Below are 25263 nucleotides of genomic sequence, written 5' to 3' on the forward strand. Positions count from 1 at the left end.
TTCCAACTATTTTTATATTTATTTTTACCTTTACTGAATGAATATAAATATTGAAGAATCATGGAAAAATTTATTAAAGCCTGAATTTGAAAAACCTTATTTTTCATCTTTAATAAATTTTGTTAAGCAAGAATATAAAGAACATACTTGCTATCCAAAAGGTAAAAATATTTTTAAGGCTTTTGAATTGACTCCCTTTGATCAAGTAAAAGTCGTTTTACTGGGACAAGATCCATATCATGGAGAAGGACAAGCTATGGGATTATGTTTTTCTGTTCCCAATGGAATAGTATATCCGCCTTCTTTAAGGAATATTATTATTGAATTAAAAAATGATACCGGAATTGAATTAAAGTCGGGGGATTTAACTCCGTGGGCAAAACAGGGTGTTTTTTTGCTGAATGCTACTTTAACGGTACGAGCGCATCAAGCGGGTTCTCACCAAAAAAAAGGATGGGAAACGTTCACGGATTCTGTAATTCATAAAATATCTGAAGAAAAAGAACATGTTGTATTTATTTTATGGGGAAGCTATGCACAACAGAAAATTAATTTAATAGATACTCGAAAACATTTTATAATTAAATCGGTACACCCCTCTCCTTTATCCGCACATAGAGGCTTTTTCGGTTCAAGACCTTTTAGTCTTACTAATGAATATTTAACCTCAAAAAAAATTGAACCTATTCAGTGGTAGACCGAATAGGTTCATTTTTTATATTAAATTTTATATCTATTAATTTTTAAGTTCTTTTTCTAATTGCTTCATTAATTTTTTTTCATTCTTTTTATATAATTTCTTTTCCTTTCTAGACATGTCTTCATAATTTTTTTCAAACATATTAGACACATCTCCTACTTCTCCATCTATTACTTGAATTTCTTCAATTCCATCATCTCCTATAGTTGAAATTATAGTTTTATCTTCCTCCGGGGCATCTTCTTCTAAAATAATTTTTTCTTCTGATGGTACTGAAACTTCTGAATTAGCTTCTTGACTAGGAATAGATTCGATTTCTACTGTTTCTGCTTCTTCAATTTGCGGAGTTGGGGTTGAAATTTCTTCTATATTTTTTGATTCATTTTCATCTATAACTATGCTAGAAGAACTAGGTACTGTTTCCACCTCTTCTGTAGCAGACGGAGTAGGAATAGCGATAGACTCTTCTTGTTCAGTCTCAGATACATCATCTGAATCTTGTTCATTTATAAATTGAGCTTCCGGTATTAGTGTTTCCTCTTCAGGTTTTTCTTCAGCTATGTCTGCCTCTTCAATTTCTATTTCTATTTCTTTTTCCGGTAAAGCATTTACTGTTTCCGGCGTTTCAATTAATTTTTCTTCAACAACTTCTATAGGAACTTCTTTAATTACTGTTTTAACCGGAACTTCATTTACTACTGCATTATTTTCTTCTTTTCTGATTACAGAAACTTCTTTAGCAGCCGCAGATTTTGATACTTCTCCCGCTAATTCTGTTTTTACAATAGTTCCATCAATCAATTTCCAATATAGATTTCCTGCAGCATCTTGAACTATTACCACATCATTGGGTGATTTAAATGTAGGAGCAGATGCTTTTCCTTTTACTTCTAATGTTCCATCTTTTCCATAAGTGAAAGTATAGCTACTATTAGCTTTACCTTCCTTTGATCCCCTATAAACTAAAATCATTTCCCCATTCTGTTCAAAATAAACTCCTTTTTCAGAAGTTTCTTTTACTTTTCCTTCTTGAGCATAAACAGAAAGCGTAAGTATTAAAAGAAAAACAGTATACTTTTTTTTCATTGTTCGCTATTTTTATTAAAAATATAAATTTTGAAGCTACTAATATACATCTTTATTTAATAATTTCATATTTTATTTGCAAATAACGTTTATATTATTTTTATTCAAAATAAAATTTATTTGCTATCTGTTTTTAAATCATTTGCATAGGGCAAAGTACCTGTGTTTTTTTTCAGTTTAAAATTCTTAAAGTCTTCTGAAGATTCGATTCCATGAACAGAAATATTCGTAGTTACCCCGTCTGCCCTGTAGATTTTAACGGTATCGTTTGAAAAAATTTTTCTTTCTTTCTTATTCCAAAAAATTTGATTGGTTTTTAATGTGTCTTTATCCGAATTAATAATAACTACATTTTTCCTTGCTTCATACCATCCTGCAGTTTCAATTATCTTGGCATAATCTGCTTTCAAATGCCCGGGATCTTTACCTTTTTGGTAGAAATCCATATCTAAGCCTTTAGGAAAAACTGTATATGGTGTTTCTACAAATTCATATTCTTCCATAAGTGGAGTCCTTAATCTAATAATAGCATACACTGAATCTGTTAAAGTTATATTAGCATTATAGATTCTCCTGGAAGCAAAGTTGGTTTTTTTTTCTCCTAAATTATCCCCTTTTTCATCGGAACATGATATGGAAATAATCGCAAAAAAAATAAGATATAAATAGATTTTTATTTTTTTTATAGTCACCATCTTTCCATGGATAAACAATGATAGTTATAAATTTTAATCGTACTGTCTCTTTCTAAACCAAAGATCATCAAAATTAAATCCAACTTTAAAATTTACGAAGTTCTCTTTGATTAAACCGTTTGATTTTGAACCTCTTTGTCCTAACTCAATACCTAAATTAAGCATGGAAGGATCATGTTTACCGGATTTACCCAAAGGCAGGCCTAGACCGGCGGTTACCCCATATTGGTCAATGGTTTTATTGTTCACATTAAGCCCTGTATTTTCATAATACAGCCCATATCGATAAATAATTTTTTCAAAATAAGATCTGAAACCGTTTATATTAGGCAAATACCAGCCTCCTACAGCTACGCGATACTTATTTTTGTAATCAAAATTATCTTCCGGTATCTTTAGTTTAAATTGATCTGTAAATTTAAAATCTGCTCCTAATGACCATTTATGCTCTTTTCCATAGGCCACTCCTATTGAGTATGATGAAGGTAATTTTGCATCATGCGTTCCCTTAACATAGTTTAAGGTATCCATTGAAATTTTTTCATTATTATTGTTATAATAATAGGTTGAATACAAATAATTTACATCTGCATCTATGGTATGCCCTATATTATAAGTTGCTCCAATTTTAAGTAAATGATTATTAGTTAATTTTTTTCGATAGGCTACTCCTAAAGTATAATCGAAAAAACCATATTCTTGCTTATTAAATATACCGGAAATCAAATTAGCATTCTGTAAAGATGTTTCTTGATCTTTTTTCAAATCGCCCCAAACATACCCAATTTTAGCTCCTAAGGAAAACTCATTAGATATATTATATGAATACATACCGCTGAAAGCATTAAGTCCTCCCCTTCCCTTAAATAAAGATTTTTGATTTACAACATCTGAATTATCTGTATTTATATCATATCCTATGTTGGTGTAAGGTTGTAAATTTACTCCTACTCTGGACTTAGCTCCGATTGGAAAGGCTAATGATAAATTAGCTAAATAAGTAGTGGATCGATCACTGCTTACGTTAGAAGTTTTAGCATTGGTATAATCAGTATTGATCACGATGTTATAACTGGTATATCGCAAGTTTCTATTAGCTGCCGGATTTACAAAATTGGCTTCATTGGTAAAATCTGAAATATATGAGGTTCCCAATCCTCCCATAGAAGAAATTACTATATCGGAATTGGTTTTACTTTCTCCTAAGCCAAATGAAGAATAAGGAGAGGTAGAAGTTTGCTGGGCATAAGCTGCATTCAGAAATATGATAAATGATGATAATATGGAGAAAAATTTAATTTTCATTCAGTGTGTTTTATATACAAAGTACAAATATGTTAATAATGTACCGATTATAAAAATAATTATAAGTAAAAATTCTTAGTCAAATTTTATAGCCGAAAAAAAAATTCAAATTTTTTTTAAAAATATTTTGTGATTTAAAAATATGCCCTATATTTGCAATCCCAAACGAGGGTACCTTAGCTCAGTTGGTAGAGCAAAGGACTGAAAATCCTTGTGTCCTTGGTTCGATTCCAAGAGGTACCACTTCAAAAATCCATAATCAATTCAATAAGAAAAGATTGTGGATTTTTTGTTTTTTAATGTGATATTTTCCTTAAGAATTTCTTTAAAAAAATCATTTGATTTCTTAAAATGAAATATTTTTTACTGTTGAAGTTCCTAATACATTAGCATTTTTTCCTTTATAATATTATATAATCCCATGTAAAAAATCATAATATTTTCTTTTTTCCTGCTGCAAAACATATACTCTCAGAAACTATGGTTGAATAAAGTCAATTCTGTGGTTCATGAATAATCTTTTCTTTTTTTATTGCTTTATAGGCATTTTTTATCCAATAAACAACAGGCAAATTTATTTAATGTGGTATGGGGGCTGTTTTATTCCAAACAAAACTCTGTATATACCAAGTTAGCATTTTTTAAAATCAATAAATTTTTGTTGTTAAAAATCTTAATATAAAAAGCCTCTTTTGTCTCTTATTTATCTAGTAATAAGCTTACATTAAATTGCACAATCACATATTACCTCTATTTCTTAAACATTGAATATTTAATATTTTTTGTTTGATTGTTTAAATCTTGGAATAAAATTAGATTATTAAAAATGTAACACTATTAATTTCTTTTACTTAAGTATATCATTTAGAAATTAAAGAAAACATCTTATATATAATAAGTATTTTTTAAATTTAATTTTAATAAATTATGAATAACGTCAGTATTTTCGTGTTTTTAGCAGGAATAGTAATTTTAAATCTAATAGCTTTCTTACTTGGCAATTTATATTGTTTTGTACCTTCCTGGCTAAACTATACTATGGTCGGTGTTGAATTATTCTGTCTCCTGCTTAGTATCTATGCCCGTATTAAAGATTTTAAAAATATTGATGCTTCTGTAGGAGTTATACTCAATGTTTTTCTAACTATTTTGCTGGTTTGTCATATGATATTATATAAATCATCAAATTAATACCCAAATTGACTTTTTATAAAATAATTTAGAAAGCGTATTTTTGCTTTTCTATATATACCCTATGAATTATCTTTCAGTTGAAAACATTAGTAAGTCTTTTGGCATAAGAACTTTATTTTCCAATGTTTCTTTTCATATAAATGAAGGAGATCAAATTGCTTTAGTTGCTAAAAACGGTAGTGGAAAAAGTACCTTATTAAAAATCCTGTCCGGATTAGAATCTGCCGATTCCGGATCGGTTACGCTCAATAAAGACATAAAAGTAGTTATGTTTGAACAATCTGAACTATTTAATGATGATTTGACTGCTGAAGATTATATATTTACCCATTCTAACCCTGTATTGGATATTGTTCATCAATACGATACCATGGTCCAAAATGATCCTTCCAATCCTGAATTATTAGGATTAATAGAAAAAATGGATCAATGGGACGGATGGAAAGTAGAACCTGTAATTCAAGAAATTATCAATAAATTAAAAATTGATTTCCTTGATCAAAAGATAAAAAATTTATCGGGTGGACAACAAAAAAGAATTTCTCTTGCCAAATTCTTGATCGATATAAGCTTTGAAAAAGGCACTGTATTATTAATTCTGGATGAACCAACTAATCATTTAGATATTGAAATGGTAGAATGGTTGGAATTTTTCCTTAACAAAGAAAATAAAACCCTTATTTTAGTTACTCATGATCGATATTTTTTAGATGCTATTTGCACTCGGATCTTAGAAATGGAAGACGGAACCTTATATTCGCATAATGGCGATTATGAGACCTATGTAACCAACAAATCTCTAAGAATTGAAAATCAAATAGCTCAAACCGATAAAGCTAAAAATTTATATCGAAAAGAGCTGGAATGGATGCGCAGGCAACCTCAGGCTAGAACATCCAAGTCAAAAAGCAGAATTGAAAGTTTTTATAAAACGGAAGAACTTGCTAAAAAAAGTATCTCTGATGCTCAAGTTCAATTGGACATGCAAATGACCCGTTTAGGAAAAAAAATCATTGAAATGGAACATGTTTCCAAACATTTTGGAAATAAAATAATCTTGGACGACTTTTCCCATACCTTTGCCAGAGGATCAAAAATCGGGATCATCGGTAAAAATGGAGTAGGTAAAACAACTTTTTTAAAGATACTTGAAAGAAAGGAAGAGTTTGATTCCGGAACTATCGAATGGGGCGAAACTTTACAAATAGGGCATTTTAAACAGGAAGGACTCGCATACAAAGAAGATCAACGAGTTATTGATTTTGTAAAAGAAATAGCAGATTATTTCCCTCTATCCAATGGAAAACAAATTTCTGCCGGTCAATTCTTAGAAATGTTTCTTTTTACACCGGAATCCCAATATACTTATATATCTAAATTAAGCGGCGGAGAGAAAAAGAGATTACAATTGCTATCTATTTTATTTAGCAATCCCAATTTTTTAATACTTGATGAGCCTACAAATGACTTAGATTTACCAACCTTAACTGTTCTTGAAAATTTTTTAAATGAATATCAAGGCTGTGTTTTGATCGTAAGCCATGACCGATACTTTATGGACAAAGTGGTTGATGAATTGATGATTTTTGAAGGCAACGGTAAAATTTCCTGGTTTATAGGTAATTATACAGATTATTATTTAAAATCAAAGGAAAAAGAAAATGAAATCATCAAAGACGTTTCTAAAAAGGAAATAAAAAATAGTAATCCAACTAACGGGAACAAATCTCCAAAACTTTCTTTCAAGGAAAAAAGAGAATTAGAAATGCTAGAAAAAGAAATTCCTCAGTTAGAAGAAGAAAAAAATAAATTAACTGAACAATTATCCTCTTCGAATTTAAGTTTTGATGAAATACAAGAAATTAGCAATAAGCTGGAAAATCTTATTCAAAGTTTAGATTACAAAGAATCTAGATGGCTGGAACTCAGTGAGCTCAACGCTTAAATTTAAAATTTATAATTTTTATGACATAACATGCCCTAGTCGGGATAATTTTTGATGATTAAGAATTTTTATTCTTCTTCCCTCCACTTCTATAAGCTCATCATTTTTAAATTCAGAAATTAATCGTATCGCACTTTCTGTTGCTGTACCGATTAAATTTGCCATTTCTTCACGAGTAAGAGTAATTTTAATGAAGCCTTCATGATCAACATCAAGTTTTTTCTCTAAAAGAAGTAAAACGGCAGCCAATCTTTCTCTCACCGTATTTTGAGCTAACCAAGTGATGGTTTTTCCTGCTTCTCCTAAGTCTTGGGATATTTTTTTTAATACATCAAAAGAAACTCTGGAACTTATTTCTAACAGTCGATGAAAAATAATTTCAGGGATATATACTGCAGTAATATCTTCTAGAACGGTACAAGAAGCACTAAAACTTTCTCCCCCTAATAAAGAACGGTATCCTACAATTTCTCCTTTTTTTACTAAACGCAGTATTTGATCTTTACCATTATATCCTTTTCTGTTAATTTTACCCGTACCGCTTATAACTCCAAATATTCCGGTAGGTTTATAACCTTCATGTATAATTTCTTGACCTCTTTCAAAACGAATTTCCTTCATTTCTTTATCCAATATGCTATGTTCTTCTTTTGTAAATTGGCTTAAAACATCCTTATTTTTTAATTCTGATATTATTAAATCTACTGAATTTTTAGGCATGATATTACTCATATTTTTAATAATTTACGGACAAAAATAATACTTTAATTTTAAATAAAAGGATATAACTTTGCAGGTTTAGTGATAGTACAAATATATGAGTGAGCATTGTTATCATTGCGGACAGATCATTGAGGACACTCCGATTGATTTTGATAATAAATTATTTTGCTGTAACGGATGTAAATCTGTATACGAAATTTTAAATCAAAATAAATTGGAAAATTACTATAATTTAAACTCCAAAGCCGGAATAAAACCTGAAAAGGGGCAAAATTATTTTGAATTTTTAGACACCCCTCAAATCTTTGATAAAATTATTGATTATTCGGAAGGGGGATTAACTCTTATAACTTTTAAAATACCCGTTATTCATTGCAGTGCTTGTATTTGGTTATTGGAAAGTTTAAAAAATATTAATACTAATATTACATATTCTACTGTTAATTTTTCTTCTAAAACGGTACAAATTGCCTACAAAAATGAATTCTATAAATTAAGTGAATTAGCTAATTTTCTAACAGATTTAGGCTATAAGCCGGTCATTAATTTTGAAACTACTGAAAAAAAACCTGAAAAAGTAGACCATACCCTACTTGTAAAAATAGGGATAGCCGGATTTGCTTTCGGAAACATTATGCTTTTTGCTTTTCCGGAATTTCTCGAAACTGAAAAAGACCCTTGGCTTCAACAATACAGTTATTTTTTCAGAATTCTTATGTTTCTTTTCTCATTACCCGTAGTTTTTTATTGTGCTTCAGATTATTATAAATCTGCATGGGGAGCTCTAAAACACGGAGTATTAAATATTGATTTGCCCATTGTTATTGGTATATTTGCCTTATTTTCCCGTAGTTGCTTTGAAGCGTATACGGGAATGAGTAACGGTTATTTCGATTCTCTAAGCGGACTTTTATTTTTTATGCTTTTAGGTAAGTATTTTCAGCAAAGAACTTATAAAACTTTAGCTTTTGACAGAGATTACAAATCCTTTTATCCCATAGCCGTAACTAAAATTACTTCCAATAAAACTCATGAAAATGTTCTGATCTCAAATTTAAAAATTGGTGACAGAATACTAATACGCAATCAAGAAATAATTCCTGCCGATTCTATTCTCATTCATGGAGAAGCGTTTATTGATAACAGCTTTATTACCGGAGAATCCAAACTAATAGAAAAGAAGACAGGAGAAAAAATATTTGCCGGTGGAAAACAATCCGGCACTACTATAGAACTAGAGATCATTAAAGAAGTTAATCAAAGCTATCTTACCCGATTATGGAATAACGAAGCATTTAAAAAAGATACTTCAACTATTGATTCAATCACCAATAACATAAGTAAATATTTTGTGATGGTCATACTGATCATCACAATTGTAAGCGGATTATACTGGTATTTCATTGAAAAAAACACTTCGCAAATGTATCAAGTAATCACGGCTATATTGATTGTTGCCTGTCCTTGTGCATTAGCTCTTTCCGCACCTTTTACCATTGGAAATATCATGAGAATTTTCGGTAAAGAAAAATTTTACGTAAAAGATGCTCTCACAGTTGAAAAACTGGCAAAAATAGACCATATAGTTTTTGATAAAACCGGCACTTTGACGATTAATAAAGTTAACAAAATCAATTATGAAGGAGAAAAACTTACTATTGAAGAGTTAAAAAACTTAAAAGCTATACTTCAAAATTCCAATCATCCTTTAAGCAGATCACTTTATGAATCTATTTCCATGCCTATTGATCATATACCTATTAAGGACTACGAAGAAATAATAGGTAAAGGAATAAAAGGGTTCATTAAGGGTATAGAATACAAAATAGGCTCATCCGATTTTGTAGGAAATAAAAAAAATATTAATTCTGAAACTTCTGTTTATATTTCCATCAATGGTGTATACAAAGGGTTATATAAAATTAAAAACCAATACAGAAAAGATTTAAAAGAAATTATCAGATCACTTAACCATTATAAAATATCATTATTAAGTGGAGATAATAATTCCGAAAAGCATAATTTAGAAAAAATATTTTCCACAGACACGGTTATTAAATTTAATCAGTCTCCTCAAGATAAGCTCGATTACATTAAAAATTTACAAGATCAAGGGCATATAGTTTTAATGCTTGGCGACGGACTCAATGATGCAGGAGCCTTAAAACAATCTAATGTGGGTATTGCCATTTCAGATGATATAAACAGTTTCACTCCTTCGTCTGATGCCATATTAGACGGAAACAATTTTGCTTATCTACCTAAATATTTAAAATTATCAAAAAAAGCCTTAGTTATAGTTTCCATTTGTTTCATTATTAGTTTTTGCTATAATATAATCGGATTAAGTTTTGCAGTTTCTAACAGGCTTTCCCCCTTAGTAGCAGCCATACTTATGCCTGTAAGTTCCATTTCAGTAGTACTATTCACTACCGTGGTAAGTAAAGTTATTGGATATGAAACATTTAAAAAAAAGATAAGGTAATTTCTTTATTAGAAAACACATCAAATAACCTAAAATATACCTCAATTTAGAAATATTCTAAATTAAAGATGCAATGTAAAAATATGTTACAAATCATTATCAATCATATCAAATAAAATGTATTTTTGTTCAGTCAGTATGGAAATATTATATTTAATGATATTATGCAGTGTTTCATTAGCTGTTATATTTTTGATCCTTTTTATTTATGGAATCAAGAAAGGACAATTTGATGATGATGAATCACCTGCAGTAAGAATTTTATTTGATTCCAATGAAGGTAATTCAAAAGAATCCAAAAACGATAAGAAAGAAAAATAATAAAGTAACTACATAACACCAATGGAAACACAAAAATTTTCATATGATAATAAAATTACAAAAGCGTTTGCCTATGCCACTATACTTTGGGGTATTGTTGGTTTCATAGTCGGACTTACTGTAGCCTCATTATTATTCATACCGACATTACCTGAATTTTTCTTTGGTACTGAAGGGGCCGATTTAGCCAGATCTCAAGGCTTTTTGGGATATGGAAGATTGAGAATGCTTCACACCAGTGCCGTTATTTATGCGTTTGTAGGTAATGGATTTTTTACAGGGTTTTATTATGCTACCCAGCGATTATTAAAATCTCGAACCAATGATTTGTTAAGTTGGATTCATTTTTGGGGATGGCAATTAATTATCGTTTCTGTAGTAATTACCTTCTTAATGGGAATCAATACATCCAAAGAATATGCAGAGCATGAATGGCCGATTGATATTATGGTAGCCATTATCTGGATATTATTTGGATTGAACATGTTTATTACCATTGCTAAAAGAAGAATCAGTCATATGTATGTTGCCATTTGGTTTTTTATAGCTACTTGGGGGGGAATTACCTTATTGTGGGTATTTAATAACTTGGCAATCCCGTTAGATTCAAATATTTTACGAGCAAAAAGTTATTCTATATATTCAGGAGTTCAAGATGCCATGGTACAATGGTGGTTCGGCCACAATGCGGTAGCATTCTTCTTGACTACTCCTATCTTAGGATTAATGTATTATTATTTACCTAAAGCTGCTAATAGACCGGTTTTTTCTTACAAATTATCTATTATACACTTTTGGTCCTTAATATTTGTCTACATGTGGGCCGGACCTCACCACCTATTATATACCTCTTTACCTGCATGGGCACAAATGCTGGGAACCGCATTTTCCATCATGTTAATAGCGCCTTCTTGGGGAGGTATGCTTAACGGGTTATTAACTTTACGAGGTGCATGGGACAAAGTACGAGAAGATCCTATTCTTAAAATGTTTGTTGTGGCAGTAACTTGCTACGGTATGGCTACTTTTGAAGGTCCTTTATTGGCTACTAAAACATTAAACAAAATCGGACATTTTACCGATTGGGTTATAGGACACGTACATTTAGGAGCTTTAGGATGGAACGGTTTCATCATTTTTGGAGTTATTTATTATATCATTCCAAGAATATTTAAAACCAATCTATATTCTGTAAAATTAGCCAACTGGCATTTTTGGTTAGGAACTATGGGAATCATCTTATATGTTATCCCAATGTACATGAGTGGTTTTACTCAAGGCTTAATGTGGAAACAATTTAATCCGGATGGAACTCTTGTTACAAAGAATTTCCTTGAAACCGTTACATCGCTAAGATATTTCTTTATATTTAGATTTATTGGAGGGGTACTTTATCTTTCAGGAGCCATATTATTAGTTATAAACATTATTGCAACTGTTAGAAAAGGTACATTTATAGCTAACGAAGAGGCAGAAGCTCCTGCTTTACATGTTTCTCCGGCAAAAGGCCCGAACGAAAAAACGCATTCCTGGTTAGAAAGAATGCCTCTATTTTTCTCTGTTTTAGCAATAATTGCTTTGGCAGTTGGTGGAGCCGTGGAAATTTTACCAACCATATTCGTTAAATCCAATATACCACAAATAACAAGTGTAAAACCCTATACCCCTTTAGAATTGGAAGGAAGAGACTTATACATCCGTGAGGGTTGTAATGCCTGTCATTCCCAAATGATACGTCCATTTAGAGATGAAGTAGTTCGATACGGAGAATATTCTAAAGCAGGAGAGTACGTATACGATAGACCTTTCCTTTGGGGATCTAAAAGAACCGGACCTGATTTACACAGAGAAGGAGGAAAAAATCCGGATTCATGGCATTTTACTCACTTATTCGACCCTAGAGAAACTTCTCCCGGGTCCATTATGCCTAGATATCCGTGGTTAATTTATAACGAATTAAATGTCTCCAAAACTAAAGAAAAGTTAGAATTAATGAAAAATTGGTTCAATGTTCCTTACGAACAAAAGGATATTGACAATTATAAATCAAATATGGAGGCTCAAGCAAAAGAAATTGCAGCCAGTATATTTACAGACAGACCCGACTATAAGGCCGGTTTTGATGCCTCTGCAAAGGCTGAGGGTGCTAACTTTGTTCCATTGGAAAAAAGGGAAATTGTAGCTATAATTGCTTATTTACAAAGACTTGGTGTTGATATCAAAAAAACACAGGTAGAAACGGCAAATAATTAGAAAAATGCTCAAATTTTATAATAAAATAATTGCAGGAGTAGATAATGCCATAATTTATCAAAGCTTAGCTCTTCTGCTTTTTGTCTTATTTTTTCTTGGAGTAACTTTTATGGTAATGAACAAACCAAAAAATTACTATAACGATATGAGCAATCTACCCTTGGAGGATAATGAAAAAAGAACTAATAATATAAATACTAAATGATCATATGAAACCTAGAACACCCTTTGTCATAAATGCTATCTTATCGGTATTTTTAATTACCGGTGCATTTTACATGTTCTTGCAAAACTTTGATTTCATCACAAATCCTATATTTTTAGCCACTATTGCCATTTCTTTTGTGCTATTACTTATTAACAATTCTTTAAATGCTTTAATAGATGCTGAAAAATTTAAGTTACTTTCTGAAAGTGAAAAAAAGGACTATTTAGAACTTTTAAAAACCCCTTATTTAACTCGACTTTGGAGAGACGCATTTAAACAAAGCAAAGCAGAAGAAACCGGTGAGATTAAATTAATAGATCATGGGTATGACAATATAAAAGAATTGGATAATCAATTGCCTAGATGGTATATAGGTTTATTTGCCGTAACTATCACTTACGGTGTTGTGTATCTTTTTTCCTATGCATTTACAAGTTTTGCGCATCCGGATGTTGAATATGAAGAAGAATATAAAACTCAGATGGCTGAAATTGCCGAATATGAAAAGATAGCTCCTCAAGCCACTATAGAAACCGCTCAATTTAATCCGGATGCAGTAGCAGATGGAAAGGTAATTTATGAACAAATTTGTAAAACTTGTCATGGCGAGGGAGCTAAAGGACTTTCCGGTCCTAACCAAACGGATGATTATTGGATTAATATTCAAGAAGAATACAATAACGCAAAAGAAGACTCTGAATTTAAAAATATTTTTTATACAGTATGGAACGGTAGTAAAAATAATCCTACCATGAGAGCGTTCGGAGCGACCGGAGAAATAAAAGGAAATGATATTGTTAAAGTGGCAAGTTACTTGTATCAACTTAATAAAAATTCTCCTAAAGATTCTGAAGGCCGTTCAGTAGATAAAACCGCCAAAGAACCTCAAGGTAATTTAGCCCCTTGGTCCAAAGCATATAAAGGGGGATCCGGTACAGCTGCAGCACCAACTGAAACAACTCCTCCGACTGCAACTACGCAAAACTCATCAAACTCAGAGAAGTAAAATAAAAATTATATAAAAGTCTGTTTAGTTTCAATTGAAGATTAACAGACTTTTGTTTTTAAATATAATTTTACTCTTTTTTATAAATGTATAATTTAAAGAAATAAAGTATAATTATAGATATCAAACTTAATAATTAACTAATAAACAAAACACCATGTCTCAGGAAACGGAGGATAAAAAAATTCCTGACCTTGAACTACAAAAGGAAGAATTCAGAGAGAACCTTGCTACTGCAGACGTATCAGGAGAAAGAAAATGGGTTTATGTCCGAAAGCCTCATGGCAAACTCACAAAATACAGAGATATAGTCAGTGCATTTCTTCTCATCATTTTGTTTATATTTCCTTTTGTTAAAATCAATGGAAATCCAATATTCCTATTTGATATATTAAACAGGCAATTCTATATATTCGGAGCTTATTTTTCCCCATCAGATTTTTATCTTTTTGGTATAGGTTTAGTGACAACTACGGTTTTCATCATTGTATTTACCGTGACATATGGGAGAATTTTTTGCGGTTGGATATGTCCACAAACTATATTTATGGAACATGTTTTCAGGAAAATTGAATTTCTTATCGATGGAGACAGAAATATGCAAATTCGCCTCGACAAACAAGAATGGAACGGCCAAAAAATTAAAAAGAGAATTTTAAAATGGTCCATATTTTTAATTGTTTCTTTACTAATATGTGCTGTATTATTTTCCTACGTTTTAGGCACCGATGAGATACTAAAAATTTTTAAAGAAGGTATTTCAAAAAATGTCACCGTATGTATAGTATATATCATATTTACCACTTTATTTTATTTTGTATTTGCTTGGTTCAGAGAACAAGCCTGTACTTTTGTTTGTCCATACGGCAGACTTCAAGGAGTACTAATTGATAAAGACACGATAAATATTGCTTATGATTTCGTGAGAGGAGAAGGTACTGCCGGGAGAGCAAGTTGGAGGAAAAATGAAGACAGAAAAGCTTTAGGAAAAGGAGATTGTATAGATTGTAAACAATGTGTTGAAGTTTGTCCAACGGGTATTGATATAAGAAACGGAAGTCAATTGGAGTGCGTTAACTGTACCGCATGTATTGATGCTTGTGATATGGTAATGACCCGAATGAAAATGCCAACAGGTCTAATTAGGTACGCTTCGGAAAATATGATTGAAAAAAGAACGGATTTCAAATTTACTCCGAGACTAATTGCCTACACTATTGCTTTATTGGTTTTGACATCGGTTTGTATATCATTATTGTTCATTAGATCAAGTGTGGAAACCAAATTTTTAAAGATTGTAGGTACTCAGTTTACTATTGAAGAACAATTTATTGTTGATGAATATCAATTTATTTTTATTAATAAAACTACAGAAAAGAAAAAACTAAACGTAAAAATAATCAAACCCAATCATGCAAGGATAACTTTAGTAGGATATGGTACACAATTTATCATCCAACCAAAACAAACTCTCAAAGGTACAGCCACTATTAAAATTCCTCAGTCTGATTTAATTAAAACCAAAGAAGAAGTAATTATTGGTATCTTTGACGAAAATGGTAAAAAAGTAGATGAGTATAAAACTAATTTTATTGGTCCGTCTAAAATCCGATTTTAATTATGAAATTTAAATTTACTTGGGGGCACGGGGTTATTTTAGCACTTGCCTGCTTTATTATATTTATTTGTACATTGATATTCACCATAGAATTTTCAAAGAATACTTTTGACCTGGTAACAGATAATTATTATGAAGAAGAAATAAATTATCAAAAAGAGATTGATGCTACCAACCATGCTGCTTTATTACAAGAAAAACCTAAAATTGAAATAATACCTGAATCCGGCATTAAAATAATCTTTCCAAAAGAATTTAATTATACTAATACCACCGGAAAATTTAAACTTTTCAGAGCCAATTCTCAAGCTTTAGATATTAACAAGAAAGAACTTGATTTATCTCCTTCTAATACCATTTTAATACCGGCTAAAGTTTTAGTAAAAGGAAATTATACATTAAAATTATATTGGGAAAAAGAAAAAACTAACTATCAGATGGAAATACCGTTAACATGGAATTAGATATCGTTTACTTATATACAGCACTTAGTTTAGGGTTATTGGGGGGATTTCATTGCATAGGCATGTGCGGCCCGATCGCTTTTTCCATTGGTCTGGATGCTACTAATAAATTTAAATTCTATACTCAGAATATTTTATATCAATTGGGAAGAATAACCACTTATTCTTTATTAGGAGGCATTTTAGGAATTGTGGGTAAAAGCTTTAATATAGCCGGATATCAAAAATACATATCTATCTTTGCTGGTATTCTATTAATTCTCATGGTATTATTGCCGGGAAAAACCACTGAAATAGGAGATAATTTCAGACCGATTAATAAGTTCATGATTAAAATTAAACTATTTTTAGGTAGATTTCTTCAAAGGAAAGACAATACTTCCCGATATCTTACCGGAGTACTTAATGGATTTCTTCCTTGTGGTGCTGTATATGTAGCATTAACCTCTTCGATTGCTGCCGGTGGAATTATTCAAGGTATGCTATTTATGGCCGTTTTTGGATTAGGAACATTTCCTTTCATGTTCATAACAACATTAACCGGTAAATTTATTGGAGCTAAAGTTAGATTCAAGATTCTAAAAATATTTCCCTACTTTATTATTTTAATAGGCATTCTATTCATATTAAGAGGGTTGGGTTTAGGCATTCATCTATTGTCCCCCTCAGATAAAGCTTTAAAATTGGAACAAAGATCACATGCAAAAAGTTGTTGCCATTAAAACCGTTTCCTTTAAAAATAATCTTTCTTTTTTTAAAAATAAAAAAATAGTAACTTCGCACCATTATGGGGATGATTTCGAATATTGGAGCATATTCTTTCTTAATGGCAAGGGTTTTTAAAAAACCTCAAAAAAGAAAAATTTTCAGAAAAAATTTACTTAGAGAAATAAATGATTTAGGAGTTAATTCCGTGGGTTTGGTTGCTTTCACCTCTTTTTTTGTGGGTGCTGTCGTTGCCATTCAAATGTATAATAATTTCAAGACATCCTCTTTCCCTATTCCTGATTATTATGTGGGATATGCAACCAAAGTGGTTCTTATACTGGAATTTTGCCCTACAATAATTAGTGTTGTATTAGCCGGAAAAGTGGGTTCCTTTATTGCATCGAGCATCGGTACTATGAGAGTAACCGAACAAATTGATGCTTTGGAAATCATGGGTGTAAACAGCCCATCGTATCTAATTCTTCCAAAAGTGGTTGCTTCTTTATTTTTTAATGTAATCTTAATCATGATTAGCCTATTGATGGGCATTCTGGGAGGTTATTTTGCGGGAAGTTTTTCAGGAAGCTGGGCCCCGGTAGATTATGTTCAAGGACTTCAAATGGCCTCACCTGATTTCTTTATTTATTATTGTTTTATAAAAACTATCGTATTTGCCTTTATCATAGCAACAGTACCTTCTTATTATGGTTATACCGTAAAGGGCGGTTCATTGGAAGTTGGGCGTAATAGTACTTCAGCTGTTGTATGGACAACAGTCCTTATCATCATCACAAATTTAATGTTAACTCAACTTTTACTAGATTAAACAATGATTTCAGCAATAAACGTTACTAAATCATTTGATGGTGTAGAAGTCCTTAAAGGGATTACTACTACTTTTAAAAAAGGAAAAACAAATTTAATTATCGGACAAAGTGGTTCTGGAAAAACTGTTTTTCTTAAATGTCTTCTTGGCCTATTTGAACCTACTTCCGGACAAATCCTATACGAAAATACAGATGCATCCAAATTATCTGTATCTGAAAGGCAAAATTTACGAAGCGAAATAGGAACCGTGTTTCAAGGGAGTGCCCTGTTTGATTCCATGACGGTTGAACAAAATGTAAAGTTTCCTCTTGAAATGTTTGCAAATATATCTGAAAAAGATATGAGGGAACGGGTAGATCAAGTATTAGAACGGGTAAACCTTACAAACGCGCGTAAAAAATTTCCATCTGAAATTTCCGGAGGAATGCAAAAAAGAGTAGCTATTGCACGTGCTATTGTTAATAATCCAAAATATTTATTTTGCGATGAGCCAAATTCAGGTTTAGACCCTCAGACTTCTCAAATAATAGATAAACTTATTCATGAAATTACCCGTGAATACGACACAACTACTATTATAAATACGCACGATATGAATTCTGTTCTTGAAATAGGTGAAAATATAGTTTACTTAAAAAACGGAGTTAAAGAATGGGAAGGAGATAAAAACTCTATCGTAACTTCTGATAATCAAGCTTTATTAGATTTCGTATTCTCTTCAAAAATATTTAAAATGGCTCGTGAAGCCATGCTATATCATCAAAATAATAAAAAGTAAGAAACAAAGAAATATTATTCTTTTGAAGATTTCTTACTTTCTTCCAATTTTTTAATATTTTCTAAATAATCCTTAATTTTTTGGTCATTATTTCGGGGACATACTAATAGTGCTTCTGAAGTATCCACTATTATAAAATCTGTTAGTCCATCAATAATATATATTTTATTCGAGAGGTCTGTTTTTATAATGGTATTACTGGTATCATATGTATAAATATTGTTGCCATGTACTGCATTCCCTTCCTCATTTTTATTAAAGTTTTCATATAATGCACTCCATGTACCTAAATCACTCCATCCAAAAGTAGAAGGAATTACCCAAACATTATCAGATTTCTCTAAAATGCCATAATCAATTGAAATTTTTTCAATTTTAGAATAAATTTTTTCTACAGCCTCCGGTTCTTTATCTGTATTATATTCAGGGATTATAGATTCAAAAGATCGATACATATCCGGAAGATATTTTTGATAAGAACTTAAAATACTTCGGCTTGACCAGATAAAAATGCCTGAATTCCATAAAAAATTCTTACTTTTTAAGAACTCTTTAGCCGTTTCAAGATTCGGTTTTTCTTTAAAGGATTTCACTTGGTAAAGTCCCTCTTTGCCTTCCTTAATGTACTCAATATATCCATATCCGGTGTCAGGTCTTGTAGGGGCAATCCCCAAAGTTACCAATATATTTTCATGACTGGCATGTTTTAAAGCGTTTAATACATTAGTAATAAATTGATTCTCATTGATAATTAAGTGATCTGAAGGAGCAACTATAATACTTGCATCCGGATTTAAATTATGGATTTTTTCTGCCATATAAATATTACAGGCAGCTGTATTCATCATTTTGGGTTCACCGATAATTTGGCTTTTTGAAATATCGGGTAATTGACTTAATGTAAGATCAACGTATTCTTGGTTAGTAATAACAAAAATATTTTCTTTTAATATAATTTTACTTAATCTTTCAAATGTTTGCTGAATTAATGTTTTCCCTGTACCTAAAATATCGTGAAACTGCTTAGGGAATTTTGTTGTACTTATTGGCCAAAAACGACTACCTATACCTCCGGCCATAATTACACAATAATAATTCTTATTCTTTGTCATAAAACATTTATTTCAGTAACCGGAGCATTCTCCGCAATCAAATATCTTTTACCTGTATTTTTTTCAATGCAAATATAGCGAGTTTTTGATTTCTTTAATTTATAAAAAAATTTATTATTAATTTTAAATAAAGCATTTACATGTAAATCTTTCAATAACAATGCATTCGGATCTTGCTTTCTTATAAAATATTCAGATAATTTTTTATCTGCATAAAAACTTGCTTTGGGATTCTGCATAAAAACTTTCAATATCACTTTTAATTCTTCTTCATATACATCAATACTTTCAGAAATCATTTCAGAAAATGTTTTTTTCCATTCTTTACCATGAGGTTGAATTCTTCTAGAATACAAATCAAAAGCTCTTAAATGCGCTATTTCATGGGTTAAAGTTAAAAAACATAATGATTTTAACATACCCGAATTTACTGTTATTATATGAGGATTACCTTCTTGTGGAACTCTATAATCTCCTAATTTAGTTGATCGTGGTTTTTTTATAACCAAATGAAACCAATATGGTTCCAGCCATTTTTCAATATAAGCTATTGCTTCCTTAGGGATATGAGGATTTAATTTTGAATAATCTACTTTTTTAGAAGTTTCCACTATATTTTTAAATATTTCTTTAAATTTTCTTCAAAAGTAAGCCTTTTATATTAAATAATGGAATATAACGACTATATACCTTTCTCAAGAAAGGTAATTGTAAAAAATATTTTTAAAACTTATAACTTTAAAAATATCTATCTTTGTGAATTAGATTAATATCAAAATATGGAAACATGCAGTTCTTGTAGTTCGGGAGAACTACCTAAAGGATGTAAAAATAATGGAGCTTGTGGAACTGGAAATTGCAACAGTAAACTTTCTGTATTCAATTGGTTATCCGACATACACCCCCCTACTCAAAAAAATCAACCCCAATATATTGAAGTACGATTTAAAGACGATAGAAAAGATTTTTACCTAAATGATTCTCATTTACCTCTATCAATTGGCGACATAGTTGCTGTGGAAGCTAATTCAGGACATGATGTAGGGATTGTATCTTTAACCGGAGAATTAGTCAAAATCCAAATGAGGAAAAAAAAGGCTAAAATTGATGAACTGTTTAAAGTTTATAGGAAAGCATCTCAAAAAGATATTGAAATTTGGCAAAACTATAAAAACAAAGAGCACTCGGTTATGCTTGATGCGAGACAAATTGCCAGGAGTTTGGGACTTCAAATGAAAATTTGTGATGTAGAATTCCAAGGGGATGGGTCAAAAGTTACCTTATATTATACGGCAGAAGGCAGAGTAGATTTTAGACAGTTGATAAAGGAATATGCTATGTCCTTTCGCTCAAAAATTGATATGCGGCAAATTGGTTACAGGCAGGAAAGTGCCAAAGTGGGAGGAATTGGATCCTGTGGGCGAGAGTTATGTTGCTCTACTTGGCTGACAGATTTCAGATCTGTTAACACTGCGGCGGCAAGATATCAACAATTATCCATCAATCCGCAAAAATTAGCCGGACAATGTGGTAAATTGAAATGTTGTCTTAATTTTGAGTTAGACACCTATGTGGATGCCTTAGCTGATTTTCCTTCCAACCAAACTGTATTAGAAACTGAAAAGGGTAAAGCATATTGCATTAAAGTGGATGTATTTAGAAATCAAATGTGGTTTACTTATACAGATAATTCTATTTCTTGGTATCCTGTAAATATTTATGAGGTTAAAAAATTAGTTGAACTTAATAAAAAAGGTGTAACTATTAAACCATTAGATGAACTTCAGGAAAAAGAAGATTTAAAAGTTGATTTAATTGAAGAAAATAATTTGAATCGATTTGAAAAAAAATCGAAATCAAATACTAAACGGAAATCCAAAAATAAAAATCAACAGCGAACCAATTCAAAAAATACAACTGAAAAGCCTAAACCAAAAGCTAAAGCTAATACTAACGTTCAATCAAATTCTAATCAACCCAAAAAAAGAACCCCTAAAAAACCTAAATAATTTTTTTAGAACAATTTTAAATGAAAAAATTTCTTTTTATATCTCTTTGCTCAACGCTTCTTTTCATAAATTGTAATCATAAGTATGAATACTCACAAATGAAAAGCATCAATAATTCTTGGAGTAAAAAAGATACTTTAAATTTTAATTTTACCATTAAAAATGCTTCCGACAAAAAAAATATAAACTTTATAGTAAGAAATAATGAGGATTATCAGTTTAGTAATCTCTATTTATTTATTAAATTAAAAGAAGGAAAAAAAGTTATTAGTACCGATACCTTAAATTATATATTAGCTGATAAAACAGGAAAATGGCTTGGTTCGGGCATGGGATCCATTAAAGAAATTTATTTTCAATATAAAAAAGATTTCTCATTTACTAAAAACGGGGACTATACTCTTTCCGTTGTTCAAGGAATGAGGAAAGACACTTTAAAAGGCATTGTAGACTTTGGAGTAACTATTGAATAAACTTACCATAGAATATATATTATGGCATTAACAAATAAAAATAAGAATAAGACCAATACTATTAATAAAATAAATAAAACTAATTCCACTAAAAAATTTATAAGAAATTTTTTTATATGGTTTTGGGGATTATTTTTTGCCGGAATTTTATCATTTGCTTTACTTTTCTTATTAACGATTTATGGCTTCTTTGGAGAAATGCCCAATGTTAGAGATTTGGAAAATCCGGATATATTTGTTGCCTCTGAAATTATATCTGCAGATGGTGTTGTAATTCAAAAGTTTGAAAAAGAAAAAAGAATCCCGGTAGAATATCAAGATTTACCCCCATACCTTATTTATGCTTTAATGTCTAAAGAAGACGAACGTTTTCCTTACCATTCAGGGGTTGATAAAAAAGCTTTATTCAGGGCTGTTTTTTATGGTGGAAAAAGAGGGGGGGGTAGTACTATTACCCAACAGTTAGCTAAACTTCTTTTTACGCAAAAAGATGATGACGAGGGTAACTTTTCTTACAAAGGGGTATCGCAAAATAAATTTCAACGAGCTTTCCAAAAAATAAAGGAAATTATAATCGCGGTTCAACTCGAAAAATTATATACTAAAGATGAAATCTTAACTCTTTATTTAAATAAATTCGATTTTTTATTTAATGCTAATGGTATTGCAACCGCATCCAAGGTATATTTTAATAAAAATGTTAAAGATTTGGATCTATCACAAAGTGCCACATTGGTTGCTATGTTAGAAAATCCGGTGGTAAACAATCCTAAAATTAATCCTGAAAATGCTAAAAAAAGAAGAAATGTTGTCTTGGGCTTGATGAAGGACCAAGGTTACATTACTGAAGCAGAATTCAATTCGATTAAAGAAACCCCTATTGAGCTTAACTACAGACCGGTAAAAGAAATTGGCGAAGGATATTCCGCTTATTTTAAACATGCGTTAAAAAAGGAAGTAAATGCCGTTTTAAATGATTATGAAAACCAAACAGGAAAAAAATATAATCTTTATAAAGACGGACTAAAAATATATGTAACTCTAGATTCAAGAATGCAAAAATATGCTGAAGAAGCAATTGAAAAGCATTTAAAAAATCTTCAAAAATCTTTTTTCAGAGAGCAAAAACAAAGGAAATATGCTCCTTTTTACACTTATCCGGGAGATCCCAAAATTGATTTTTTATACAATAAACTCATGACAGATGCCATGAAAAGAACCGGAAGGTATAAAAACCTGAAAAATAAGGGATTATCTGATGAGGAAATTGTTGCGGAATTCAAAAAACCAATCAACTTACAAATCTTCACATGGAAAGGCGATAAAGATACTTTACTATCTCCTTGGGATTCTATAAGATATCATAAACATATTATTCAAGCCGGACTAATGGCAATGGAGCCTCATTCGGGAAATATAAAGGCATGGGTAGGAGGAATCAATTGGAAACATTTTCAATACGACCATGTTAAACAAGCACGTAGACAGGTAGGTTCTACATTCAAACCTTTTGTATATGCCACAGCCATTAAAAACCTTAATTACACCCCTTGTACACAAGTTTCAAATGCAACTTATACCAAAGGTAAATGGACAGTTGCCGGAAACGGCGCTTCTATGCCTTTAAAAACAGCACTTGCCTATTCCAAAAATGCGGTAACGGCAAGGTTAATTGATGCTACCGGATATGATGCAGTTATAAAAATGGCCAGAGATTTAGGAGTTGAAAGTCCTATTCCCAGAAACAATACTATTGCCTTAGGATCTGCAGACTTAACCATTTATGAAATGGTTGGAGCCTATAGCACTTTTGCAAATTTTGGAAATTACACTAAACCTGAGATGGTTTGGCGTATTGAAGACAGCAACAATAAAGTAATCAAGGAATATCAACCACAGGTAAGAGAAGTTATGAATGAAATATACGCTTACACTATGATTGAATTAATGAAAGGGGTAATTGACCAAGGTACAGGCCGAAGAGTCAGGAGTATGGGCATTGATGCTGAAATTGCAGGTAAAACAGGAACGACCAATAAAAATGCCGACGGATGGTTTATAGGAATTGCTCCTAAATTGGCTACCGGCATATGGGTTGGATGGGAAGACAGATATGCGCATTTTGAATCAACTTCCATTGGTCAAGGAGCAAGTATGGCTTTACCTATTTGGGCCTATTTTATGCAAAAAATATATGCTGATCCTAAATTGGAAATAACCCAAAAAGATAAATTTGCCAGACCGGAAACTATGAATGACAATTTTAGTTGTGATGATTTGGCTTCTTACGGTGCTTACGACGGAAGTTATTCTTCAGATGAGAATGGAGTGTATTATAATTCATCGAACGAAAACCATGGTTCTAATAAAACGGAAAATATAAATCGAGATAACAGAAAAAAAGATACGGTGAATTTTGATAAATAAATAATAAAAAAGTTAATTCACTCTTTATTTTACATTAAAAATAAGTAGATAAACTTTATTATTATAAAGAGCATTTTTTTTATTTTTTTCGTAATTGAGATAAAAATTAGAGATTACACTCAAATAAACATGATAAACAATCCATAAAATAATCTCATCTAACTAATATCTGTCACATTATGTTAACACAAAATTACGTACCTTGCAAATTATTATAATAATTTAATGATTTCTCTGATCACATCTGCAATTTTACTTGGGCTTATTCTCAGTCTTGTTTTAATAGGTCCCGTATTTTTTCTTCTGATTGAAACCAGTCTTACTAAAGGTATAAAACCTTCCATAGCTCTTGAAGCTGGTGTAATCTCTGCAGATATACTTTGCATTTATGTTTCGCATACAGGTAGTAAAGGTTTACTAAAGTTTATAGACACTCATCCGTCGGTATATATGATTGCCGGTTTTGTAATTTTTATTTACGGATTATACAATATTCTTTCAAAAGGTAATTTGCATATTAAAACAGATGCTAATATTGCGACTACCAATTATTTTAAAACCTATATGAATGGTTTTTTACTTAATTTGGTGAATATTGGTGTTATCGTATTTTGGCTGACAACAGTTGTATTAATATCCGCACAATATTCAAAACCTTCCGATTTTTATTTATACATAACCATTTTATTAATTACTATGGTGTCTGTTGATATGTTAAAAATATTTTTAGCTTCTAAGTTTAAGCATCAGCTGACCGATCAACTTGCCTACAAAATAAAAAAAATTGTAGGTATTGCCCTTATCGTATTTGGCATTATTATCTTTGGTAAAAGCTTTATAAAAACTAAAACAGAAAATCCTTTTGAATTAATCGAAAATAATAACTTCCGAAAGAAAAAGTAACACTAAAAAATAACTCTTCTTA

At 30.9% G+C, this 25263-nt stretch carries 22 protein-coding genes and 1 tRNA gene; 17 read left to right on the plus strand and 6 right to left on the minus strand.

Going from position 1 to position 25263, the window contains the following annotated elements:
• Positions 1–37: 37 nt before the first annotated feature.
• Entirely contained in the window at positions 38–697 is a 660-nt protein-coding gene (locus GFV01_RS02800; protein WP_160556937.1) for a uracil-DNA glycosylase, read from the plus strand.
• A 39-nt stretch (positions 698–736) separates the two neighbouring features.
• Here GFV01_RS02800 and GFV01_RS02805 read toward each other — a convergent pair whose 3' ends face one another.
• The 3 genes from GFV01_RS02805 to GFV01_RS02815 form a co-directional block, all read right to left on the minus strand.
• Positions 737–1786: a hypothetical protein gene (locus GFV01_RS02805; protein ID WP_160564641.1), complete on the minus strand. Its 1050-nt coding sequence runs from the start codon at positions 1784–1786 to the stop codon at positions 737–739.
• 116 nt (positions 1787–1902) lie between these two features.
• Positions 1903–2481 (minus strand): LPS export ABC transporter periplasmic protein LptC, encoded by a 579-nt coding sequence (lptC, locus tag GFV01_RS02810; RefSeq protein WP_160550007.1) that lies wholly within the window; start codon positions 2479–2481, stop codon positions 1903–1905.
• Positions 2482–2514: 33 nt separating this feature from the next.
• The gene (locus tag GFV01_RS02815; RefSeq protein WP_160564643.1) at positions 2515–3786 is read right to left on the minus strand and encodes an OmpP1/FadL family transporter; all 1272 of its coding nucleotides are present in this window, start codon (positions 3784–3786) and stop codon (positions 2515–2517) included.
• A 170-nt stretch (positions 3787–3956) separates the two neighbouring features.
• Here GFV01_RS02815 and GFV01_RS02820 point away from each other — a divergent pair.
• The 3 genes from GFV01_RS02820 to GFV01_RS02830 all read left to right on the plus strand — a co-directional run bounded on the left by GFV01_RS02820 (position 3957) and on the right by GFV01_RS02830 (position 6925).
• Positions 3957–4029 (plus strand) — tRNA-Phe (locus GFV01_RS02820).
• A gap of 684 nt (positions 4030–4713) precedes the next feature.
• Complete coding sequence (locus GFV01_RS02825) at positions 4714–4977, plus strand: hypothetical protein (RefSeq protein WP_146105549.1); 264 nt, start codon at positions 4714–4716, stop codon at positions 4975–4977.
• Positions 4978–5041: 64 nt separating this feature from the next.
• Positions 5042–6925: an ABC-F family ATP-binding cassette domain-containing protein gene (locus GFV01_RS02830; RefSeq protein WP_160564645.1), complete on the plus strand. Its 1884-nt coding sequence runs from the start codon at positions 5042–5044 to the stop codon at positions 6923–6925.
• Positions 6926–6943: 18 nt separating this feature from the next.
• On the opposite strand, the gene GFV01_RS02835 is transcribed toward GFV01_RS02830, so the two are convergent.
• Positions 6944–7657 (minus strand): Crp/Fnr family transcriptional regulator, encoded by a 714-nt coding sequence (locus tag GFV01_RS02835; protein WP_255448154.1) that lies wholly within the window; start codon positions 7655–7657, stop codon positions 6944–6946.
• An 85-nt stretch (positions 7658–7742) separates the two neighbouring features.
• On the opposite strand from GFV01_RS02835, the gene GFV01_RS02840 reads away from it, so the two are divergent.
• The 9 genes from GFV01_RS02840 (at position 7743) to GFV01_RS02880 (ending at position 18317) form a co-directional block, all read left to right on the plus strand.
• Positions 7743–10133 carry a heavy metal translocating P-type ATPase metal-binding domain-containing protein gene (locus GFV01_RS02840; protein WP_160564647.1) on the plus strand — a complete coding sequence of 797 codons (2391 nt, stop codon included), beginning with the start codon at positions 7743–7745 and terminating at the stop codon, positions 10131–10133.
• 138 nt (positions 10134–10271) lie between these two features.
• Positions 10272–10454 carry a cbb3-type cytochrome oxidase assembly protein CcoS gene (gene ccoS, locus GFV01_RS02845; protein WP_160564649.1) on the plus strand — a complete coding sequence of 61 codons (183 nt, stop codon included), beginning with the start codon at positions 10272–10274 and terminating at the stop codon, positions 10452–10454.
• A 21-nt stretch (positions 10455–10475) separates the two neighbouring features.
• Positions 10476–12707 (plus strand): cytochrome-c oxidase, cbb3-type subunit I, encoded by a 2232-nt coding sequence (gene ccoN / locus GFV01_RS02850; protein ID WP_160564651.1) that lies wholly within the window; start codon positions 10476–10478, stop codon positions 12705–12707.
• A gap of 209 nt (positions 12708–12916) precedes the next feature.
• Positions 12917–13921, plus strand: a complete 1005-nt coding sequence (locus GFV01_RS02855; RefSeq protein WP_160564653.1) for a cbb3-type cytochrome c oxidase N-terminal domain-containing protein — start codon at positions 12917–12919, stop codon at positions 13919–13921.
• Between the two features lie 157 nt (positions 13922–14078).
• Positions 14079–15539: a cytochrome c oxidase accessory protein CcoG gene (gene ccoG, locus GFV01_RS02860; RefSeq protein WP_160564655.1), complete on the plus strand. Its 1461-nt coding sequence runs from the start codon at positions 14079–14081 to the stop codon at positions 15537–15539.
• A 2-nt stretch (positions 15540–15541) separates the two neighbouring features.
• Positions 15542–16003: a FixH family protein gene (locus tag GFV01_RS02865; protein ID WP_160564657.1), complete on the plus strand. Its 462-nt coding sequence runs from the start codon at positions 15542–15544 to the stop codon at positions 16001–16003.
• On the plus strand, positions 15994–16725 hold the full coding sequence (locus tag GFV01_RS02870) for a sulfite exporter TauE/SafE family protein (RefSeq protein ID WP_160564659.1): 732 nt from the start codon (positions 15994–15996) through the stop codon (positions 16723–16725). Before GFV01_RS02865 ends, GFV01_RS02870 begins: the two co-directional genes overlap by 10 nt.
• A 65-nt stretch (positions 16726–16790) precedes the next feature.
• Entirely contained in the window at positions 16791–17537 is a 747-nt protein-coding gene (locus GFV01_RS02875; RefSeq protein ID WP_166004694.1) for an ABC transporter permease, read from the plus strand.
• A 3-nt stretch (positions 17538–17540) separates the two neighbouring features.
• Entirely contained in the window at positions 17541–18317 is a 777-nt protein-coding gene (locus tag GFV01_RS02880; protein ID WP_105296789.1) for an ABC transporter ATP-binding protein, read from the plus strand.
• A 14-nt stretch (positions 18318–18331) separates the two neighbouring features.
• On the opposite strand, the gene GFV01_RS02885 is transcribed toward GFV01_RS02880, so the two are convergent.
• Both GFV01_RS02885 and GFV01_RS02890 read right to left on the minus strand, forming a co-directional pair.
• On the minus strand, positions 18332–19429 hold the full coding sequence (locus GFV01_RS02885; protein WP_160564661.1) for a mannose-1-phosphate guanylyltransferase: 1098 nt from the start codon (positions 19427–19429) through the stop codon (positions 18332–18334).
• Complete coding sequence (locus GFV01_RS02890; protein ID WP_160564663.1) at positions 19426–20040, minus strand: SprT-like domain-containing protein; 615 nt, start codon at positions 20038–20040, stop codon at positions 19426–19428. Before GFV01_RS02890 ends, GFV01_RS02885 begins: the two co-directional genes overlap by 4 nt.
• Positions 20041–20208: 168 nt before the next feature.
• Between GFV01_RS02890 and GFV01_RS02895 the strand changes: the two genes are divergently transcribed.
• From GFV01_RS02895 to GFV01_RS02910, 4 genes are all read left to right on the plus strand, one after another.
• Entirely contained in the window at positions 20209–21438 is a 1230-nt protein-coding gene (locus tag GFV01_RS02895) for a regulatory iron-sulfur-containing complex subunit RicT (RefSeq protein WP_160564665.1), read from the plus strand.
• A gap of 20 nt (positions 21439–21458) precedes the next feature.
• Entirely contained in the window at positions 21459–21911 is a 453-nt protein-coding gene (locus GFV01_RS02900; RefSeq protein WP_160564666.1) for a gliding motility lipoprotein GldH, read from the plus strand.
• A gap of 21 nt (positions 21912–21932) precedes the next feature.
• Positions 21933–24338, plus strand: coding sequence for a penicillin-binding protein 1A (locus GFV01_RS02905; protein WP_160564668.1), 2406 nt, complete (start codon positions 21933–21935; stop codon positions 24336–24338).
• Positions 24339–24563: 225 nt separating this feature from the next.
• Positions 24564–25241, plus strand: a complete 678-nt coding sequence (locus GFV01_RS02910; protein WP_105296795.1) for a LysE family translocator — start codon at positions 24564–24566, stop codon at positions 25239–25241.
• Positions 25242–25263 lie beyond the last annotated feature (22 nt).

Origin of the sequence: Apibacter sp. B2912 (assembly GCF_009827835.1) — a bacterium.
GTDB lineage: Bacteria > Bacteroidota > Bacteroidia > Flavobacteriales > Weeksellaceae > Apibacter.

Bases quoted from the DNA above. Each gene is read 5' to 3' on its own strand.
- GFV01_RS02800 (WP_160556937.1), top strand. From the start codon at position 38: ATGAATATAAATATTGAAGAATCATGGAAAAATTTATTAAAGCCTGAA.
- GFV01_RS02805 (WP_160564641.1), bottom strand. From the start codon at position 1,786: ATGAAAAAAAAGTATACTGTTTTTCTTTTAATACTTACGCTTTCTGTT.
- lptC (WP_160550007.1), bottom strand. From the start codon at position 2,481: ATGGTGACTATAAAAAAAATAAAAATCTATTTATATCTTATTTTTTTT.
- GFV01_RS02815 (WP_160564643.1), bottom strand. From the start codon at position 3,786: ATGAAAATTAAATTTTTCTCCATATTATCATCATTTATCATATTTCTG.
- GFV01_RS02825 (WP_146105549.1), top strand. From the start codon at position 4,714: ATGAATAACGTCAGTATTTTCGTGTTTTTAGCAGGAATAGTAATTTTA.
- GFV01_RS02830 (WP_160564645.1), top strand. From the start codon at position 5,042: ATGAATTATCTTTCAGTTGAAAACATTAGTAAGTCTTTTGGCATAAGA.
- GFV01_RS02835 (WP_255448154.1), bottom strand. From the start codon at position 7,657: ATGAGTAATATCATGCCTAAAAATTCAGTAGATTTAATAATATCAGAA.
- GFV01_RS02840 (WP_160564647.1), top strand. From the start codon at position 7,743: ATGAGTGAGCATTGTTATCATTGCGGACAGATCATTGAGGACACTCCG.
- ccoS (WP_160564649.1), top strand. From the start codon at position 10,272: ATGGAAATATTATATTTAATGATATTATGCAGTGTTTCATTAGCTGTT.
- ccoN (WP_160564651.1), top strand. From the start codon at position 10,476: ATGGAAACACAAAAATTTTCATATGATAATAAAATTACAAAAGCGTTT.
- GFV01_RS02855 (WP_160564653.1), top strand. From the start codon at position 12,917: ATGAAACCTAGAACACCCTTTGTCATAAATGCTATCTTATCGGTATTT.
- ccoG (WP_160564655.1), top strand. From the start codon at position 14,079: ATGTCTCAGGAAACGGAGGATAAAAAAATTCCTGACCTTGAACTACAA.
- GFV01_RS02865 (WP_160564657.1), top strand. From the start codon at position 15,542: ATGAAATTTAAATTTACTTGGGGGCACGGGGTTATTTTAGCACTTGCC.
- GFV01_RS02870 (WP_160564659.1), top strand. From the start codon at position 15,994: ATGGAATTAGATATCGTTTACTTATATACAGCACTTAGTTTAGGGTTA.
- GFV01_RS02875 (WP_166004694.1), top strand. From the start codon at position 16,791: ATGGGGATGATTTCGAATATTGGAGCATATTCTTTCTTAATGGCAAGG.
- GFV01_RS02880 (WP_105296789.1), top strand. From the start codon at position 17,541: ATGATTTCAGCAATAAACGTTACTAAATCATTTGATGGTGTAGAAGTC.
- GFV01_RS02885 (WP_160564661.1), bottom strand. From the start codon at position 19,429: ATGACAAAGAATAAGAATTATTATTGTGTAATTATGGCCGGAGGTATA.
- GFV01_RS02895 (WP_160564665.1), top strand. From the start codon at position 20,209: ATGGAAACATGCAGTTCTTGTAGTTCGGGAGAACTACCTAAAGGATGT.
- GFV01_RS02900 (WP_160564666.1), top strand. From the start codon at position 21,459: ATGAAAAAATTTCTTTTTATATCTCTTTGCTCAACGCTTCTTTTCATA.
- GFV01_RS02905 (WP_160564668.1), top strand. From the start codon at position 21,933: ATGGCATTAACAAATAAAAATAAGAATAAGACCAATACTATTAATAAA.
- GFV01_RS02910 (WP_105296795.1), top strand. From the start codon at position 24,564: ATGATTTCTCTGATCACATCTGCAATTTTACTTGGGCTTATTCTCAGT.